The organism is Candidatus Zymogenus saltonus, assembly GCA_016929395.1.
GTDB lineage: Bacteria > Desulfobacterota > Zymogenia > Zymogenales > Zymogenaceae > Zymogenus > Zymogenus saltonus.
The window spans coordinates 1-16,760 of record JAFGIX010000033.1; the positions used below are offsets into that span (position 1 = coordinate 1).

At 51.8% G+C, this 16,760-nt stretch carries 15 protein-coding genes; 12 read left to right on the top strand and 3 right to left on the bottom strand.

Going from position 1 to position 16,760, the window contains the following annotated elements; all coding sequences use genetic code 11:
* Positions 1-73 precede the first annotated feature (73 nt).
* From JW984_07185 to mltG, 11 genes are all read left to right on the top strand, one after another.
* The gene (locus tag JW984_07185; GenBank protein MBN1572962.1) at positions 74-1,084 is read left to right on the top strand and encodes a MoxR family ATPase; all 1,011 of its coding nucleotides are present in this window, start codon (positions 74-76) and stop codon (positions 1,082-1,084) included.
* Between the two features lie 175 nt (positions 1,085-1,259).
* Positions 1,260-2,264: a DUF58 domain-containing protein gene (locus tag JW984_07190; protein ID MBN1572963.1), complete on the top strand. Its 1,005-nt coding sequence runs from the start codon at positions 1,260-1,262 to the stop codon at positions 2,262-2,264.
* Between the two features lie 48 nt (positions 2,265-2,312).
* Positions 2,313-4,415 carry a DUF3488 domain-containing protein gene (locus JW984_07195; GenBank protein MBN1572964.1) on the top strand — a complete coding sequence of 701 codons (2,103 nt, stop codon included), beginning with the start codon at positions 2,313-2,315 and terminating at the stop codon, positions 4,413-4,415.
* Positions 4,416-4,593: 178 nt separating this feature from the next.
* A complete protein-coding gene (locus tag JW984_07200) occupies positions 4,594-5,364 on the top strand; it encodes a glucose 1-dehydrogenase (GenBank protein MBN1572965.1) in 771 nt (256 codons plus the stop codon).
* Positions 5,365-5,542: 178 nt separating this feature from the next.
* Positions 5,543-6,253 carry a creatininase family protein gene (locus JW984_07205; protein ID MBN1572966.1) on the top strand — a complete coding sequence of 237 codons (711 nt, stop codon included), beginning with the start codon at positions 5,543-5,545 and terminating at the stop codon, positions 6,251-6,253.
* A gap of 299 nt (positions 6,254-6,552) precedes the next feature.
* The gene (locus JW984_07210; protein MBN1572967.1) at positions 6,553-7,353 is read left to right on the top strand and encodes a basic amino acid ABC transporter substrate-binding protein; all 801 of its coding nucleotides are present in this window, start codon (positions 6,553-6,555) and stop codon (positions 7,351-7,353) included.
* Positions 7,354-8,520: 1,167 nt separating this feature from the next.
* Positions 8,521-9,288 (top strand): amino acid ABC transporter permease, encoded by a 768-nt coding sequence (locus tag JW984_07215; GenBank protein MBN1572968.1) that lies wholly within the window; start codon positions 8,521-8,523, stop codon positions 9,286-9,288.
* A gap of 76 nt (positions 9,289-9,364) precedes the next feature.
* Entirely contained in the window at positions 9,365-10,087 is a 723-nt protein-coding gene (locus JW984_07220) for an amino acid ABC transporter ATP-binding protein (protein ID MBN1572969.1), read from the top strand.
* A gap of 51 nt (positions 10,088-10,138) precedes the next feature.
* Complete coding sequence (locus JW984_07225; GenBank protein MBN1572970.1) at positions 10,139-10,990, top strand: transporter substrate-binding domain-containing protein; 852 nt, start codon at positions 10,139-10,141, stop codon at positions 10,988-10,990.
* Between the two features lie 169 nt (positions 10,991-11,159).
* The gene (gene ruvX, locus JW984_07230; GenBank protein ID MBN1572971.1) at positions 11,160-11,561 is read left to right on the top strand and encodes a Holliday junction resolvase RuvX; all 402 of its coding nucleotides are present in this window, start codon (positions 11,160-11,162) and stop codon (positions 11,559-11,561) included.
* A 187-nt stretch (positions 11,562-11,748) separates the two neighbouring features.
* On the top strand, positions 11,749-12,768 hold the full coding sequence (gene mltG / locus JW984_07235) for an endolytic transglycosylase MltG (GenBank protein MBN1572972.1): 1,020 nt from the start codon (positions 11,749-11,751) through the stop codon (positions 12,766-12,768).
* Between the two features lie 31 nt (positions 12,769-12,799).
* Here the strand turns inward: mltG and JW984_07240 are convergent, their stop codons facing one another.
* The 3 genes from JW984_07240 to JW984_07250 form a co-directional block, all read right to left on the bottom strand.
* Positions 12,800-13,309 (bottom strand): hypothetical protein, encoded by a 510-nt coding sequence (locus JW984_07240; protein ID MBN1572973.1) that lies wholly within the window; start codon positions 13,307-13,309, stop codon positions 12,800-12,802.
* Between the two features lie 22 nt (positions 13,310-13,331).
* Entirely contained in the window at positions 13,332-13,949 is a 618-nt protein-coding gene (locus JW984_07245) for a zf-HC2 domain-containing protein (protein MBN1572974.1), read from the bottom strand.
* Positions 13,950-14,356: 407 nt separating this feature from the next.
* On the bottom strand, positions 14,357-14,917 hold the full coding sequence (locus JW984_07250; protein MBN1572975.1) for an RNA polymerase sigma factor: 561 nt from the start codon (positions 14,915-14,917) through the stop codon (positions 14,357-14,359).
* 219 nt (positions 14,918-15,136) lie between these two features.
* Between JW984_07250 and serS the strand changes: the two genes are divergently transcribed.
* Positions 15,137-16,408, top strand: coding sequence for a serine--tRNA ligase (gene serS, locus JW984_07255; protein MBN1572976.1), 1,272 nt, complete (start codon positions 15,137-15,139; stop codon positions 16,406-16,408).
* The last annotated feature ends 352 nt before the right edge of the window (positions 16,409-16,760 follow it).

Genomic DNA, 16,760 nt, shown 5'->3' on the forward strand with positions numbered 1-16,760 from the left:
AAATTTTAAATGATTTTGTCGGTTTTTTTAGGCCGTCCTTGACTAAAGGCGGATTGGGTATTATAATAAAGCGATGGAATTGAAAATATCTGAAAAGGATAACGGCTTAGAGATAGAGGGACAGGGGGAACAGGGAGGGCACAAGGCGCCGGAGAGGCTGATTGACGAGCTGTCCCGAAACGTCGGGAGCGCCATAATAGGGAAGGCGGACGTCATAAGACATGCGCTGATAACGCTTCTCTCGGCCGGTCACCTCCTCATCGAGGACATCCCCGGGGTGGGAAAATCCACCCTCGCCCACGCCATAGCGAGGTCCGTGGGGGGGAGCTTCATGAGGATCCAGTTCACCTCCGACATGCTCCCCTCGGACATTATCGGCGTTTCGGTCTACAGGAAAGCGGGGGAGGACTTCGAGTTCATCCCGGGCCCCATCTTTCACAACTTCGTCCTCGCCGACGAGATAAACCGAACGTCCCCGAGGACACAGAGCGCGCTTCTGGAGGCTATGAGCGACGGGAGGGTTTCGGTGGAAAACCGCACCTACGACCTTGAGAGGCCGTTCATGATCCTCGCCACCCAGAACCCCCTCGAATATCACGGGACCTACCCCCTGCCGGAGTCTCAGCTCGACCGCTTTATGATGACCATCGAGATAGGGTATCCCGAAAACGATGAGGAAAAAAAGGTTGTTACAAGCCAAGGCATAGGGTCGAGGGTCGACGGCCTGAGGCCGGTCTTGACGACGGCCGAGCTGATGGCGCTTCAGTCCCTTGCCGACCGGGTTACAATAGAGGACACCCTTGTCGATTATCTGATGAGGCTTGTCAAAGCCACGAGGGGATCGAAGTATTTGAGGCTCGGGGTCTCGACGAGGGGCGCTATATTCCTTAAGAGGGCGGCCAAGGCCGCGGCGCTGATCCGGGGGAGGGGCTTCGTTGTCCCGGACGACATCAAGGAGATGGTGCTGCCGGTCTTTTCCCACAGAGTAGTCTTGAAATCGTCCTCCGTTGTCCCCCACGGGAGATCGAGGGAGGCGAGAAACGTCCTGATGGAGATCACCGAGTCGGTTCCCGTTCCACTCTGAGTCGACCGGTCGGTTAAGGTCTTGCGGTTGTCAAGGATGTCGGAGGGGGGCCCAGGAGCGATTTTATGATTCGGCTCTAAATCGCTCTCGTCGTTTTTCCGACTTTGTCAAATGTCCCGTAGATTGTCAGGCCGCATGGTTTTTGCCCTTCTACCCTTCTACTAATATATAAGAGATGTCTGACTTTACCCGCCGAACAAAAAAATGGCTGATTAGGTTCATCACACCGCCGCGAACCCTCAAGATCACGAAGGTGGGATGGTACTTTATCGCCCTTACCTTTGCGGTGGGGTTTGCCGCCGTAAACTCCGGAAACAACCTCCTCTACATCATCCTCGGCGCCATGCTCTCCTTTATCGTGGCGTCAGGCGTCATGTCCAACATTGCCCTCAGAGACCTCGTAATTACAAGGGAAATATCGGATCGGGCCTTTGCAAAGACCCCGACCCTCTACCGGTTCGGCGTGAAAAACAAGAAGAGGTTCTTCCCGTCGTACCTTATCCTGCTTAAGGACGAGGCGCCCTTTATGACAGGGGGTTTTCTCACGTATTTGGGGCCCAAGGGGGAGGAGTTTCCCGTGGTGGAGGCTCTATTTCCGAAGCGAGGCCCTTTTGCTCTCGGCAACGTGGCGGTCTCAACGAGCTTCCCATTTGGGCTCTTCACCAAGGGGATGAAGAGGAGCATAGATGAAGAGATCCTCGTCCTCCCGAGGATCAGGGAGGTTGATCCGGAGGGGTTCGATCTCAGGGGGTGGGAGGGCGAGGTGGTCGTAAGCAAGTCCGGTCACGGGGGGGAGCCCTGGGGGGTTACCGAGTATTTCCCGGGGGACAATCCGAGACATATCCACTGGAGGAGCACTGCGAAGAGAGGTGATATAATGAGAAAGGAGTTTGCCGAGGAGAGCGAGCGGAAGATCACGATAAGGCTCATCGTATCGGACAGTAACTCGGAGGACGAGATCGAGTACAAGATCGAGGCGGCCGCATCCGTGGCGGTCCGCTTTATCAGGGGTGACTACGCCGTCGGGCTGATTATCGGGAGCGAATTTCTAAAGCCGGCCAAGGGGATGGGACAGCTTGAAAAGATCCTCGAGGCGCTGGCCCTCTTCAGCCCTGGAAGGGTAACGGCCGCCCCGCCCGTGATCGACGAGGCGGATACTGGGGCGATAATCGATGTCTGACCTTTTTGACAGTCATTTCACGGCGAATCCTCTCTTTGGGTGGGCATAATGGAAGGTCTGAGAAGGACGTTCAAGATACTCACTTTCGCCGTTTGCACCTCCGGTTTCGCGGCGATGTTGTTCACCGGAGAGCTGGGGCTCCTTGAGCACGCGGCCATCTTCTCGTCGCTGATAGTCGGCTGGTTCTGGGGCGAGAGGCTCTCCAAGATTCCCAGGGCCGCGGGCGTGGCCACCGCCTCCATCATAGCTATCCTCTTCCTCTCGGTGATCGGCCTCTTCTTTTTTCACCGCTCCTTTGTAACCACGACAATAAGCTTTCTCATCTACGTCCAGGCGGTGAGGATCCTCTTTTTGAGCGAGATGAGGCACCACCTTCAGGTATATATGATAAGCCTCGCCTCCGTCCTTGCGGCGACGATCCTAACCTTTTCGCCCCTTTTCCTGCTCTCATTTCTGGTGTATCTCTTCCTGGCCACGGGCACGATGATCACATACAATTTTATCCAGAATATCGAATCGAACAATCGTTTGAGAAATAGAGAGGACGACTTTCCGGTTGACCTGAAGGGCTCGTCCCTCTTGACAATAGCGGCCGCTACCACATCATTCATACTCATTTTCTCGGCCTTTCTCTTTATCTTTTTCCCCCGTATCTCCGCCGGCTTCCTCCCTTCGGAGCTTGTCGAGCCGGTTCGCGTATCCGGCTTCTCGAAGAATGTGGAGCTGGGGGAGGTGGGAAGCCTGAAGGTCAGCTCGGCCGTCGTCATGAGGGTCGTTGTCGACAAGGGGGAGATGGAAAAGGCGGGTGTAAAAGACGTCTATCTTCGCGGCACCGCCTTTGACGTTTTCGACGGGAGATATTGGGAAAAAACGGACTACCGGAAAAACGTCATGAGAAGGATCGGCATGACCTTTATCAGCGGCGGAGAGGTCTCCGGGACGACAGTTAACCAGGAATTTTTCCTGGAGCCGACGGACGGCAGGGTCCTCTTTTCGATGACGGAGCCGGTCTCCTTCGAGGGGCCGTTTTTCAACCTCCTCGAAGACAGGTACGGCACGGTCGAGACGAGGAGGTTTTTCAACGACAAGTTGAGGTACAGGGTGAGGTCGGTGATTAATCCCGTCAGGGTAAAGGAGACCTATCTCACGCCCGGCGAGACAAAGGCCTATCTTCAGCTGCCGGGCAATATCGACGGGAGGATAAGGCCCCTAGTCGATGAGATTACGGAGGGGGCCGAAACCGACGAGATTGAGGCGGAGCGGATAAAAGATTATCTTCTCAATAATCTCTCGTACGATCTAGATCCTGGGGATGCGGGGGACGATCCCCTGGCCGCCTTCCTTTTCGTGAACAAGAAGGGCTACTGCGAGCACTTCGCAACGGCGATGGTGATGATGCTGAGGAGCGCCGGGATAAGGTCGAGGCTCGTCACCGGGTTTCTCGCCGGGGACTACAACGAGTACGGCTCTTTCTACACGGTGAGGGCGAGCGACGCCCACGCCTGGGTGGAGGCGTATTTTAAGGGGAAGGGGTGGGTAACTCTCGACCCGACCCCGCCGGCCGGGCTCGTTATGTTGAAGGAGGTGTCGGCGATAGGCAGGCTTTTCGAAAATCTCAAGATGAAGTGGAACATATATATCGTCAATTACGAGATGATCGACCAGATGGAGATGATCAAGGATGTAAGGGACATCTCGATAAAGGGGAGAAACAGCGTGTCCGACCTGAGAGAAAAGACGGGCGGCTGGATTTCGGGAATGAAAGAGGAGGGGAGGGCCTTTCTCCTCCCGATCATTGGTGTAGTAATTATCTTTATTGTAGCTATTATCGTCTATGTAGTAGTTTCTTTTGTGTTTTCCAAGGACAGCTTCTCGAAAAGAAAAGGGGAGGGGGCCGTCCGGGCGTATTTGGATGCGCTGAATCTCCTCTCCAAAAAGGGAGTGAGCAGAGATAGGTTAATGACTCCAGGGGAGTTCGGCGATCTGGTCAAAGAAAGGCTCCCGGACCTCGAAGACGATTTTTCATCCCTCAACGGGGCCTATCTGGCCGAACGCTTCGGGGACGTGGAACCCTACGGGGAGACCACCGAAGACGCCCTTCGCTCCCTTGCCAACATCAGGGAAAGGCTCAAGTGGAGCGGGGGAAAATAGCGGATACAAGGCCATTCAGGCTTTCCCGATTCTTTTCTCATTTTTCTCTCTTTTACGTTTTCACTTTTTTAATATTGCCAATGGATGAAAAAGGTGATAATACCCTTTTAAGTAAAGTCTATTTCTAAAATTATCGTTTTTTCTTTCGGGATCGTATTGATAAAGGAGGTTAAGAAAAATGGGAAAAGATACTTTTTCACTTAAGGGTAAAAACGTCCTCGTAACGGGGGGTAGCCGCGGGATCGGCATCTCGCTGGCGCTGGGGTTTGCGGATGCCGGGGCGGAAAATATCGCCATTTGTTCCAGGAAGGAGGACACGCTTCTCGATGCAAAGGGCAAAATAGAGGAGAGGGGGGCGAAGGTCATCGCCGTTCCCGCCCACCTGGGCAAGTTGGAGGATATAGACGGCCTGTTTGAAAAGATAAAGGGGGAGATGGGAACGCTCGATATTCTGGTAAACAACGTGGGGATGAATATCTTTACCCCCGCGGTCACCGATGCGGACGAGTCGCTCTGGGACAAGATAATCGACACCAACCTCAAGTCGGTCTTTCTGGTCAGCCAGAGGGGCGCCAGGATGATGAAGGATGCGGGGAAGGGGGGAAAGATCATCAATATCAGCACGGTCGCCGCGAGGAGGGCAACGCCGGGCCTCGGGATATATGGAGTGGCCAAGGCGGGGGTGGAGATGCTGACAAAGGTGCTGGCGCAGGAGCTGGCCCCCTTCAACATTCAGGTCAACGCCATCGCCCTCGCTATGATAAAGACGAAGTTCTCGGAGCCGCTCTGGTCGAATCCGGATATTTTAAAGCAGATTGCCGCCACAAATCCGATGGGGAGGATAGGCGACCCGGAAGAGGTTGTGGGGGCCGCTCTCTTTCTGGCGTCCGAGGCGTCGAGCTTCGTGACCGGGAGCGTAATACTCCTCGACGGGGGGACGACCGCTTAAGTTCCTTGGCCGATGGGTGGGAGAATTATATTTAAGAGAGTCGGCAGAGTTGGGGGGGGGGTTGCAGGAAAGAGATCGGCAGGAGTCAAGGGGGTTGGCAGGGATTAGAGGGATTGACAAGAATTGGGGGGATCGGCAGGAGGAGTTGTCCTTAAAGGGGTTGGAAAAGGAGCAATAAATGATAATCGAGCAGATGACCACGGTAGATTTTTCCAAGGGATTAAAAAAGACCAGAACGGTAATCGTCCCCATGGGTTCCATCGAGGAGCACGGCCCGCACCTCCCCATGAACACCGATATCCTCCACGCCTACGAGATCGCAAAGAAGGCGGCGGATAAGGTGCCGGTTTTTGTGGCGCCGCCCATCAACTTCGGTGTGTGCCGGAGCACGGCGGATTTCCCCGGCACGGTGGCGGTCAGGTCTACGACGCTCGTTGCTGTAGTCCTTGACGTGGTCGATTCCCTCTACAGGCACGGCATAAAAAATTTCATCCTCTACTCCGGACACGCGGGGATGAACCACGTTGCGGCAATCCTTGACGCCGCGGACCAGATAATGAACAAATACGACGATACGAGATTTTCGGTTATAACCGACCTGGAGCTGACCGACGCCGAGTTTTTCAAGCTTGTCGAGACTCCGGCGGACTCCCACGCCGGGGAGATCGAGACCTCCTTGATCATGAGTCTTGCCCCGGAGCTTGTGGGAGAGCCGGCCGAGCCCGATTTCCCGAAGTTCCCGAAGCCGTTTTTGGTAAGAGATACACAAGAGTACTGGAAGACGGGGGTCTGGGGCGATCCGAAGCGCGCCGGCAGGGAGAAGGGCGACAAGATGGTCGAGATACTCGTCAGGAATCTCGTGCGTTTGGTAGAGGAGATTGGCGGCTGATCTGATCATATATTTGCAATGAAGAAAGTTAAAGAATTTTGCCGGGAAGTTGTCATTTATATAAATTTATCTATTGACATAAGTGCTTTTTATTGGTATCATCCCCCAATCTGGTTGTGGGTGTGAGGATTTACTACGGGGTGGGGGATTTAGTGGGGGGAGATTAGTACGGAGGGGGAGGGGGGATTGACGGCTTTTTATGTGAATATTGTTTTAAATGGAGTTGTAATCCATTTGAATATATGGTAGAAGAAGGGGAAATAGTAAGTTTTGTCTACAAAACATGGAGGAGAATTTTTATGAACAAGAAACTTTTAGCGCTGTTTTTTGTTTTTGCACTGGCCATTGGCTCGATCATAATGGTGCAGGGATGCGCCCCGAAAGAAGAGGTAGCGGAAGGGACTGGAGAAGTGGTTAAGATTAAGGTAGCCACGGATGCCGCATATCCCCCGTTTGAGAATGTGGATCCGACATCGGAGGAGATAGTCGGATTTGACATCGATTTCATGAATGAAATCGCAAAGGCCGCCGGTTTCGAGGTGGAGTTTGTCAACGTCAACTGGGACGGTATTTTTATCGGCCTGGATGCGGACAAATACGATGCAGTTATTTCCGCTGTCAGCATTACCGACGAGAGGAAGGAGAAATACGACTTCTCCGATCCCTACTACGCCATCAGCCAGGCACTTATTCTCAACAAAGCGGATGCCGAGAGCATCAAGGTCCTTGACGACCTGGCCGGAAAGAAAATCGGTGCGCAGATCGGAACCACCGGCGCCATCTTTGTCGGCAAGAACGACAAGGTGGAGCTCGTGAATTACGACGATAACGCACTCGCCATCGAGGCTCTGGTCAGGGGAGACGTCGTAGCGGTTGTCTGCGATCATCCCGTCGCTTTCGACTACGCCCTGAAGAACGAGGCCTACAAAGAGAAGCTGGTAGTTGTCAACGCCGATCTGAACAAGGGCGATCTTGAGGACTACGGAATAGTCGTCAAGAAGGGCAACGCCAAGGTCCTCGATCTGATCAACAAGGGACTGGCGGAGGTCAAGAAGGGCGATACGATTTCCACTCTTGAGAAGAAGTGGGGTATCAAGTAAAAAATGCCCTATAATTTCGGCGGGGTTGAAAGGCCCCGCCGAACTTTTATGTAGAATCAAAAATCGCAAAAGAACGGCAAAATGACCACAATTAGTCTTCTTGAAATCTCTTTCTTCGTGTTCTGGCTCTGGACCCTGATGGATTTGATAAATCAGGAGGGAATGAAGGAGATAAGGAAGGCCAGACTTGTTATCTTTCACACATTTCTGGGATTCATCGGAATAGCATTCTACTTCTTCCTTTTGATCTCATCCTTTGCGTCAAAAGAGGTTTTCGGTCTGACGGGAACCGTCACAAATATAAACGGGCCCGCATTCAGGCTGATTACGGAGAGGCTTAGGCCCTCTCTTTTTATCGCATTCGTCATCATAATAATCTTCCCGGCCGTGGCGGCCCTTAATTTCAAATTCAAGGGGAATCTCAGGGCAAAACGCTTCCTTGCTATTATCAACATCTTTGAGTTACTATCCATCCTGACGAGTTTTATCTATATCCTTGTTATCGCTTCTTATATCGATAAGATCAACGGTACCATGCCGTTTCCATATCACGTTAACGATGTGGCGTATAGTCGTGCAAATGTGTTCGGCCTGGACTTCGGAATTACCACGCTCAGCTTTACGTTCAACTTCGTCCTCTACCTGTTTGCCATAACGATTATCATCTGGTTTATCTCTACGTTGTACTATATCTTTTTATTAAAGATACCGATAACCAGGAGAAAGGTGGTAATCCTCAATACCGATGAGATCAGAAAACTGACGTCGATGGCGAAAATATACAAAAACGCCCTCTATTTTCTGATCCCCATCGCCCTTATATTAATGAGAAATGTATGGGATTGGATGACCGGCTTTAGGATCAAAAAGTTCTTTATCTCGGTCGGAGACGGACTTTTAGACGGCGGCTCCAGTATAACGGAATCGGCCGTTAAAAACGGCGAATCAGCCGCGAATTTATGGTCACGGCTCTTCGAATGGATATCAGGAAAGATCCACATCCTGAAGGTCGGGCTTGGCTCGTTGATATCTGGTATCGGAGACAACTTTTTTGCAGGACATCCAGGCGACGTTTTCTCGGCGGGCTTTGTAATAGCTGTGATCCTGATTGTATTCGCATTAGTTGTGTGGCTCCTCCTTCGATACATAAACCTTGACCTTGAAGCGATGCAGGAGACGCACGAGGTCCAGATGGGCGGCCTCAGGCACTCCTTTTATATGAACTTCTTCGATGCGTGGAAGGTCTCCCTCTTCGCCGCCCTGACGACCATACTGCTTCTCGTCTACTTTTACAACAATCCCTATTTCAACGTTCTAAAATTTGTCAGATCCGGGATCGTCATCACCTTTGAGGTCACCGTGGCCGCGATGATCCTCTCTTTGATATTGGGTCTTCTGGCGGGGCTGGGCAAGCTTTCCAACAACGCCTTTATAAAAGGGATCGCCTCGGTTTACATCGAGGTCATAAGGGGCGTGCCGCTCCTCGTTCAGTTATTCTACATACACTTCGGCCTCGGGAGATTTTTTCAACTTCCACCCCTCGGATCGGCTATCTCCGCCATGGCCATATGTTACGGGGCCTACATGGGGGAGATCTTTAGGGCGGGAATACAGTCTATATCCCACGGGCAGGTCGAGGCGGCGAAGTCCCTCGGGATGACCAACTACCAGACCATGAGCAAGGTCATCCTACCCCAGGGATTCAAGGTGATTTTGCCGCCCATCGGAAACGAGTTCATCGCCCTTTTGAAGGATTCCTCCCTCGTATCGATCATAGCGGTTGCCGATATCCTCCGAAGGGCCAGGGAGTATGTGTCGATATACTTCATCCCCTTTGAGGCCTACACCCTTGTGGCCCTGGTCTATCTCGTGATAACTCTGGTGCTCTCAAAGGTTGTGTGGAACATGGAAAAGATAATGGCTACGGACGAGTAGTTATTTTTCAATAGAAATATTAAATGCTGGATTTGGGGCAAATATTAAATTTGGGGAGTTGGCGATGGCCGAACCCATCATTATAGCCAAAAATGTTTACAAAAATTTCGGTCACATCAGGGCGTTGGTGGATGTAAGCACAGACATCCAACCGGGGGAGGTGGTTGTCGTTTGCGGGCCGTCCGGGTCCGGGAAATCGACGTTCTTGAGGTGCTTGAACAGGCTCGAGGAGATAGACAAGGGGACGATAATTATCGATGGAGTCGACATAAGCCAGGCAAATGTCAAGATTCATCACGTCAGGGAAGAGATAGGGATGGTCTTCCAGCACTTCAACCTATTCCCGCACAAAACCGTGATGGAAAACATCACGCTGGCCCAGACAGTTGTCAGGAAGAGGACTCACGAAAACGCCGAGGAAATAGCGAAAAAACTCCTTGAAAAGGTCGGAATCAACGAGAAGGCGGACGTCTTCCCGTCCCAGCTCTCCGGCGGCCAGCAGCAGAGGGTGGCGATCGCAAGGGCCCTTGCCATGCAGCCGAAGATGATGCTCTTTGATGAGCCGACATCGGCGCTCGATCCCGAGATGATCGGCGAGGTCCTCGACGTCATGAAGACGCTCGCCAAGGAGGGGATGACAATGGTTGTGGTCTCCCACGAGATGGGCTTCGCCCGGGAGGTTTCTGACAGGATAATCTTCATGGACGAGGGACAGATCATCGAAGAGGGAACCCCCGACAATTTCTTTAAAAATCCAAAGAGCGACAGGACAAAGCTGTTCCTGAGCCAGATACTTTAATCCCTCCCGTTAAAAAAACGCCCATGAATCGCCAATAGATCGGATTAAAAAATGAAAAATCGCATAGTAAAATACATATTGCTGTTTTTATATCTTCTGCTCCTGTCTTCCTGCTCGGATGACAACGGGGGGTTAGTTGCGGTAACTCCAGAGACGATCGCCGAAAACTCGACGTTGAACACGATCTTGAAGAGGGGAAAGCTGATAGTGGGGATGGACATAGCCGATATACGGTATCAGCCGTTCGAGATGAAGGACGCAAACGGGAAGATCATAGGCTTTGATGCGGATCTTGCCCAGATGATGGCCGACGAGCTGAACGTCACCCTGGAGATCGTGGAGTCGAACTGGGACGGAATTATATCCGACCTCGTGAATAAGAAGTTCGACATCATCATATCAGGGATGTCCATCACCACCGAGCGCAACAAGGCCATTAACTTCTCCAGGCCGTACTACCTTTCGGGCAAATGCCTCCTCGTAAATATCGAGTACGCCGGCAGGGTCATGACCTATCACGACCTCAACCGCCCGGGGGTTGTAGTCACCACCACGTTCCACGACGACATGGTGTTGGACAGATACCTCCCGGACGCCACCATAGTACGCCATGAGAAGGCGGATGACGCAGCCCTTGAGGTTTCCGAGGGGAGGGCGCAGGCGTTTATCGTGGACAAGGCGCTTCTCGCGACCTTTGCGAAGAAGTATCCCGACACGACCTTTTCGATCGTAACGCCCTTCACGTACGAGCCTGTCGCCATGGGGACAAGAAAGGGCGACCCAGACCTGCTGAACTGGATAAACAACTTCATAGAGATCATCAGCGGGGACGGGAGGCTGGCACTCCTGGAACAGAAGTGGATGCTCGAATTCGTTCCGGCCGGAGACCTTGAGGATAAATAGAGCACTTTTTTTCACGCCTCAACAACATTTCTCTATTAAAATCGGATTTTGCTGTATAAAAATTTCACCCTATAAAATTTGGCAGGGATGTGATATTATAGGATGGATTGATATATCGGTTCGTACTTTTGCATTAAGAACGGAAATGGGTTTCATTTGAGGGGGTGTTTTGAGGATATTGGGACTCGATGTGGGAGAGAGGCGGATAGGAGTCGCCATAAGCGACCCGACGAATACGATAGCCCAGCCCCTGATCGTCATAGAGAGGGACGGCAAAGAGCTCGACCGCCTCTCCGTTATCGTCAGGGACAACGACGTTGGGGAGATCGTAATAGGCTACCCGAGGAACATGGACGGGAGCTCAGGGGCGACGGCGGAAAAGGTGAAGGAATTCGCGGAAGGGCTGTCCAAAATGATCGATGTCCCGTTTGTATTTGTCGACGAGAGGCTATCCACAGCGGAGGCGGAGAGGATGATGATCACGGCCGATCTGTCGCGCAAAAAAAGGAAAAAATCGATCGACAAGGTGGCGGCGGCGATAATCCTCGAGGGGAGACTTAGGAGGATATGACGGCATCTGGTTAAGGTGGGATTCCCTTTGTGTGCGGGTGGGGATGGCTGTTGGATACCAAAGAGGAGTAGGTTTTTAAAAGTCCCTTCTTCTCGGTTTTATATCATAATAGCTTTAAATATTTTGGTCTAATATGAGGCCGGGGTGTCTCGGCAATATTTATAAGGAGTTATAAGGAGACGGCGGATTGTTTAAAAAGATCTTAAAATGGTTCTTCTTGATGGTCCTTTTTCTGGTTGTCTTTGCAGGCGTCGCCGCAGGGGTGGCCTATAAGATGTTTCTGACGCCGACCGGCGGCGTAAAGGAGCCGGTCGTCATCGAGATAGAGAGGGGCGATACGCTGATGAAGACCGCAAAAAACCTCGAGGATCTGGACGCCATCAAGGACGGGCGGATATTCATCGCGGCCGCAAAGATAATCGGCGTCGAGCGCACCATCAGGACAGGCGAATACGAGATCACCCCGGAGATGTCGCCCAGAGACATCCTTTTTTTGATCCTCAAAGGGAGCGTCGTGGAGTATCATGTAACGGTTCCGGAGGGGTACAATATCTACCAGATCTCCGAACACCTCGAAAACTTGGGCTTCGTAGACGGATCGAAATTTCTCGATCTGTCGAGGGACAGGTACTTCATGGCAAAGCTCGGAATCGATGCGCCCGTAATCGAGGGCTACCTCTTTCCCGACACGTATAACCTCAACAAGGGGATGGACGAGAGGGATATCATTACGCTCATGGTCAGGCGGTACTTTTCTGTTTTTAACAAGGAGAAGGAAAGGTCGACAGCTGACAGCGGACTTAACGATTACGAGGTACTGATTCTGGCGTCGATCGTGGAGAAGGAGGCAAAGGCCGAAAACGAGCGCTCCCTCATATCGGCTGTCTTTGTCAATCGCTTGAAGAAAAAGATGAAGCTCGACAGCTGCGCCACCGTCATATACGGGATGTGGGACGATTTCGACGGCAACCTGACAAAGGAGCATTTGGAGAGGATGACGCCGTACAACACATATATTATCGCCGGGCTTCCCCCGACCCCGATCTGTAATCCGGGAAGGGCGGCCATAAGGGCCGCCCTTAATCCCTCGGATTGCAATTACCTGTTTTTCGTCTCGAAGAACGACGGCACCCACCATTTTTCCGAGACCCTCTCCGAGCATAACATGGCGGTTTACAAATACCAGAAGCTGAGGACCTACAGGTAGTTCGGGTCGGGGCCTGATGAATCGGGGTCTTCTATTTGTTCTTCGTGCGGTTGTCCCTCTTAACGCGGTCGGCGCCGTTTCCTGCAACTAACCCCCTCATCTGCCTGTTGAACCTCTCGTTGAATACGATGTAGCGGGCGAACTGTTCCGTGGTCAACATCCTCGATATCTCTTTTTCCTCCTGTTTGCGAAGGCTCGACATTTCGTCTTCGAGGCTGGTACGCTTGTTCAGGATCGATTTCAGCTCCGATTCGTTTACCGTCTCTTCCCTCAGGGCCTTCGAGAGGGCCCTGCTGTTTTCAATCCGTTCCTTGAAGAGGGCCATCCTCTTTTCCCTGTACTTCTTGTTGATGGCTGTAATTTGAGAAACCTCGGATTCGGTAAGCCCGACCTTGGAAACCAAAATCTCCTTCCTCAGCTCCTCCACCCTGGCTTCTACCCTGTCTCTCTTTATCTTTCTGTCTTCGATCTCTTGGGCGAATACGGCGAGCGCCGATAGTATTATCCCAAGCGAGATGATTACGGCTGTTAGTTTCTTCATTTTGTTCCTCCTGTTTCAATTGTTAGCTTAAAAACCTCTTTTTGAGTATCTGCAGGATCTCTTCAAATTCCTCCTCAGTGATGTAGTATCTCTCGGCCTCGATGTAGGCGTTGACGGTCTCCTCATCGATATAGTAATCGTCGAGGTAATCGTCGGTGTATGACGACGTGTAGTAAGGATCGTCTCCGGAGGCCTCGTAGGCCTCGGACACCTCGATTATCGGATCAATCTGATCAATCAGACCGTTTTCGTAGACCTCGACAATATTTACTCCTCCCGTTTCCGATGTGACGGGCGGCTTGACGGGATTGACAAGAACGAAAACCATCAATAAGATGACGGCGGCGACGGCCACCGCGGCCCAAACAGGGCTTAAGAGACGCCGCCTTTCGGCGATTTCACTCCCATTGCTTTTCTTGAATCTTTCCATGACCCGGGACGGAAACCGCTCGAAGTAGTATTCGGGCGGGAGTTTTGCCCCGGAGCTTGAAATATCATCGAAGACTTCCCTTAAACTCTTAAGCTCCCCGGAGCACTCGGGACAGGCTTCAATATGTTTTTCGACCGACTTCGCCTCGATTTCGGAGAGCTCTCCCAAAAGGTAGTCGGGGATTATCTTTTTCACAGTGCTGCATTTCACTTTTTTACCTCCGTAAGCGGCGGCCTTATTTTGATGATCTTATAAAGCCTTGATTTTACAATGTTTTTGAGATGCTCATTCCTTTATGATCGAGGCGCCTTTAAAGTCCGCTCTCCCTTTTTCCCATTTGACCCGAGTACACATGAAGTTTGGCTTCACGTTGATATTCTTATAATCGAGGCGCCTTCAAGCTTTACTCTCACCTGCTGTAATTTAATTCGGGTGTTCTATATTGAGCAATCTAACGTTGCCCCGCGTTGATATTTCCGAATTCATCCAGCAATTATTCCCTTTTCACGCTATTTCCATGTCGTTTAACAGAAATCCTTATATACTAAAATCTTTATAACGCGAACCCCCCGGCTTATAACCTGATTCCTGCAACGCCCATTCCCCCTTCTTGTCGTTTAACGCTTTATCGTCTTGACCCTGTCGTCGTTCGCCCTTGCGACCATCTCCGCCACCCTCTTTATCCCGTAGTGGAAGTTCGTCTTTGCGCTGCCGACGCTGATGTTCATCGCCCGGGAGATCTCCTTGAAAGACAGCCCCTCGATCAGTCTCAGCGTGACGGCCAGGCGCTGTTTCAACGGGAGGAGATTAAGCGCGCTTGACGCCTCGCGTCCTTCTTCCCAGATGATGTAGTCTGTGAGGGCGTCCCTCCCGCCGTCGGGAAGTTGGCCGATATTGTCGGAGTTGACGGCGCCGTTTTTCTTCCTCAGGTGATCTTTCGCCTGATTTATGGTGATCCTTGTGATCCACGTCTTAAAGGTCGAATCGCCCCTGAACTTGCTTAAAGCCCGGTACGCCTTGATGAAGCTCACCTGGGCCACGTCATCGGCGTCGAAGTGGTCCTTGACCACAGCGAGAGCCGTTGCGTATACGTGCCGCATATTGCCTCTCACAAGCGTTTCAAATGCCCCGTCGTCTCCGGCAATTGCCAGACGGACGAGTTCTCTTTCAGATTCCATTAAACACCCTGTTTGAAAATTAGACGTTTATGTCGTTGAAAAGTTAAAAATCTTTTTCAGGCAGGTTATAATATCACGATTCAAAATATGACGCATGGGTAATGCAGTTATTTTAACAAAATTATTGACTATTTGAATATGAAGTGATAATATCAGTGGACATGTTTGGGACCCTGTTTGATTCCCGTTTGATTAATTACAAGTTGATGTTTTAGAAAATTGCTTGATCCAAAATTCCTCAGAGAAAATACAGATCTTGTTATCGAGAGAATCTCCCTCAGGGGCGAGGAGATTGACGTCTCCGGGTTCAAGGAGTTGGACGAAAAACGAAGGACGCTCTTGGTCAAGGTGGAGACCCTGAAGCACGAAAGAAATTCCGTGTCGGACGAGATAGCCAAAATAAAGAAGGAGAAGGGGGACGCCGGGGAGTTCATACATAAGATGAAGGGCGTCTCGAACGAGATAAAGGCGCTGGACGAAGAGCTGAACAGTATTGACGAAGAGCTTAAAAAGGCCCTTGCTCTCATACCGAATATCCCCCATGAGTCGGTCCCCGTCGGGACTTCCGACGAGGATAACGTGGAGGTGAGGAAATGGGGCACGCCTCCCAAGTTCGAGTTTACGCCCCTCGACCATGCGGACATCGGAGAGAGGCTTGGGATAATAGATTTTACCGGAGGGGCAAAGCTCGCCGGGGCGAGGTTCACGCTGTCGAAGGGGCAGGCGGCGCAGCTCGAAAGGGCGCTGATAAGCTTCATGCTCGATATCCACACGAGGGAGCACGGCTACACGGAGATGCTGCCGCCCTTTATGGTAAACACAAAGACGATGACGGGAACGGGCCAGCTCCCCAAGTTCGTCGACGACCTCTTCAAGGTAGAGGACACCGACTACTGGCTTATCCCTACGGCGGAGGTCCCCCTGACCAACGTCTTTCAGGATGAGATCATTGACGGCGACGAGCTTCCGATCTACATGACGGCTTACACGCCCTGCTTCAGGAAAGAGGCGGGCTCCTACGGCAAGGACACGAGGGGATTGATAAGACAGCACCAGTTCAGCAAGGTGGAGCTGGTAAAGTTCACTAAGCCCGAGGATTCCTACGACGAGCTCGAGAAGCTACTTGCAAACGCGGAGGAGATACTGAAGAGGCTGAACATCCACTACCGGGTGGTGAACCTCTGCACCGGCGATATAGGCTTCTCCTCATCGAAGACCTACGACATAGAGGTGTGGCTTCCGGGGCAGAATGAATACAGGGAAATATCCTCCTGCAGCAACTGCGAGGACTTCCAGGCGAGGAGGGCGAACATCAGGTTCAGGGAGAAGGGCAAGAAGGGAACGGCGTATGTGCACACCCTGAACGGCTCCGGCCTGGCCGTGGGAAGGACGCTGATAGCGATCCTCGAAAACTACCAGAGACCGGACGGGAAGGTGGAGGTTCCGGGCGCCTTAAGGCCCTACATGGGTGGGCTCGAGCTGATTGGTTAACATAGGGGGATTGGGGGGGGGTGAGAGAATTATTTGTAAAAAGGGGGGAGGCGGATTACACCTACTGGGTTGATATGCGGTGCGGGGTTGCAGGGGGAAAGTGGATTGGATATAGTTGATTGATGTGCGGGGTGGGGTAGGAGATAGAGTTATATTAAATGTAGTGGGTCAATATGCGGTGCGGGGTGGGCAAACTCGTTTGGGGGAAGGGGGGGGTGGAAAAATATCATGGGAGTGAGATGATGATTGGGGCAGGGGGGTAGGGGAAAAGTTGTATTAAATGTAGTGGGTTGATATACGGCGCGGGGTGGGGGGAGGTCGATAAACATTTTAGGTAGTGAATTTAGGATTA

Coding starts and splice junctions, on each gene's coding strand:
- JW984_07185 (MBN1572962.1), top strand. CDS start 74: ATGGAATTGAAAATATCTGAAAAGGATAACGGCTTAGAGATAGAGGGA.
- JW984_07190 (MBN1572963.1), top strand. CDS start 1,260: ATGTCTGACTTTACCCGCCGAACAAAAAAATGGCTGATTAGGTTCATC.
- JW984_07195 (MBN1572964.1), top strand. CDS start 2,313: ATGGAAGGTCTGAGAAGGACGTTCAAGATACTCACTTTCGCCGTTTGC.
- JW984_07200 (MBN1572965.1), top strand. CDS start 4,594: ATGGGAAAAGATACTTTTTCACTTAAGGGTAAAAACGTCCTCGTAACG.
- JW984_07205 (MBN1572966.1), top strand. CDS start 5,543: ATGATAATCGAGCAGATGACCACGGTAGATTTTTCCAAGGGATTAAAA.
- JW984_07210 (MBN1572967.1), top strand. CDS start 6,553: ATGAACAAGAAACTTTTAGCGCTGTTTTTTGTTTTTGCACTGGCCATT.
- JW984_07215 (MBN1572968.1), top strand. CDS start 8,521: ATGCAGGAGACGCACGAGGTCCAGATGGGCGGCCTCAGGCACTCCTTT.
- JW984_07225 (MBN1572970.1), top strand. CDS start 10,139: ATGAAAAATCGCATAGTAAAATACATATTGCTGTTTTTATATCTTCTG.
- JW984_07240 (MBN1572973.1), bottom strand. CDS start 13,309: ATGAAGAAACTAACAGCCGTAATCATCTCGCTTGGGATAATACTATCG.
- JW984_07250 (MBN1572975.1), bottom strand. CDS start 14,917: ATGGAATCTGAAAGAGAACTCGTCCGTCTGGCAATTGCCGGAGACGAC.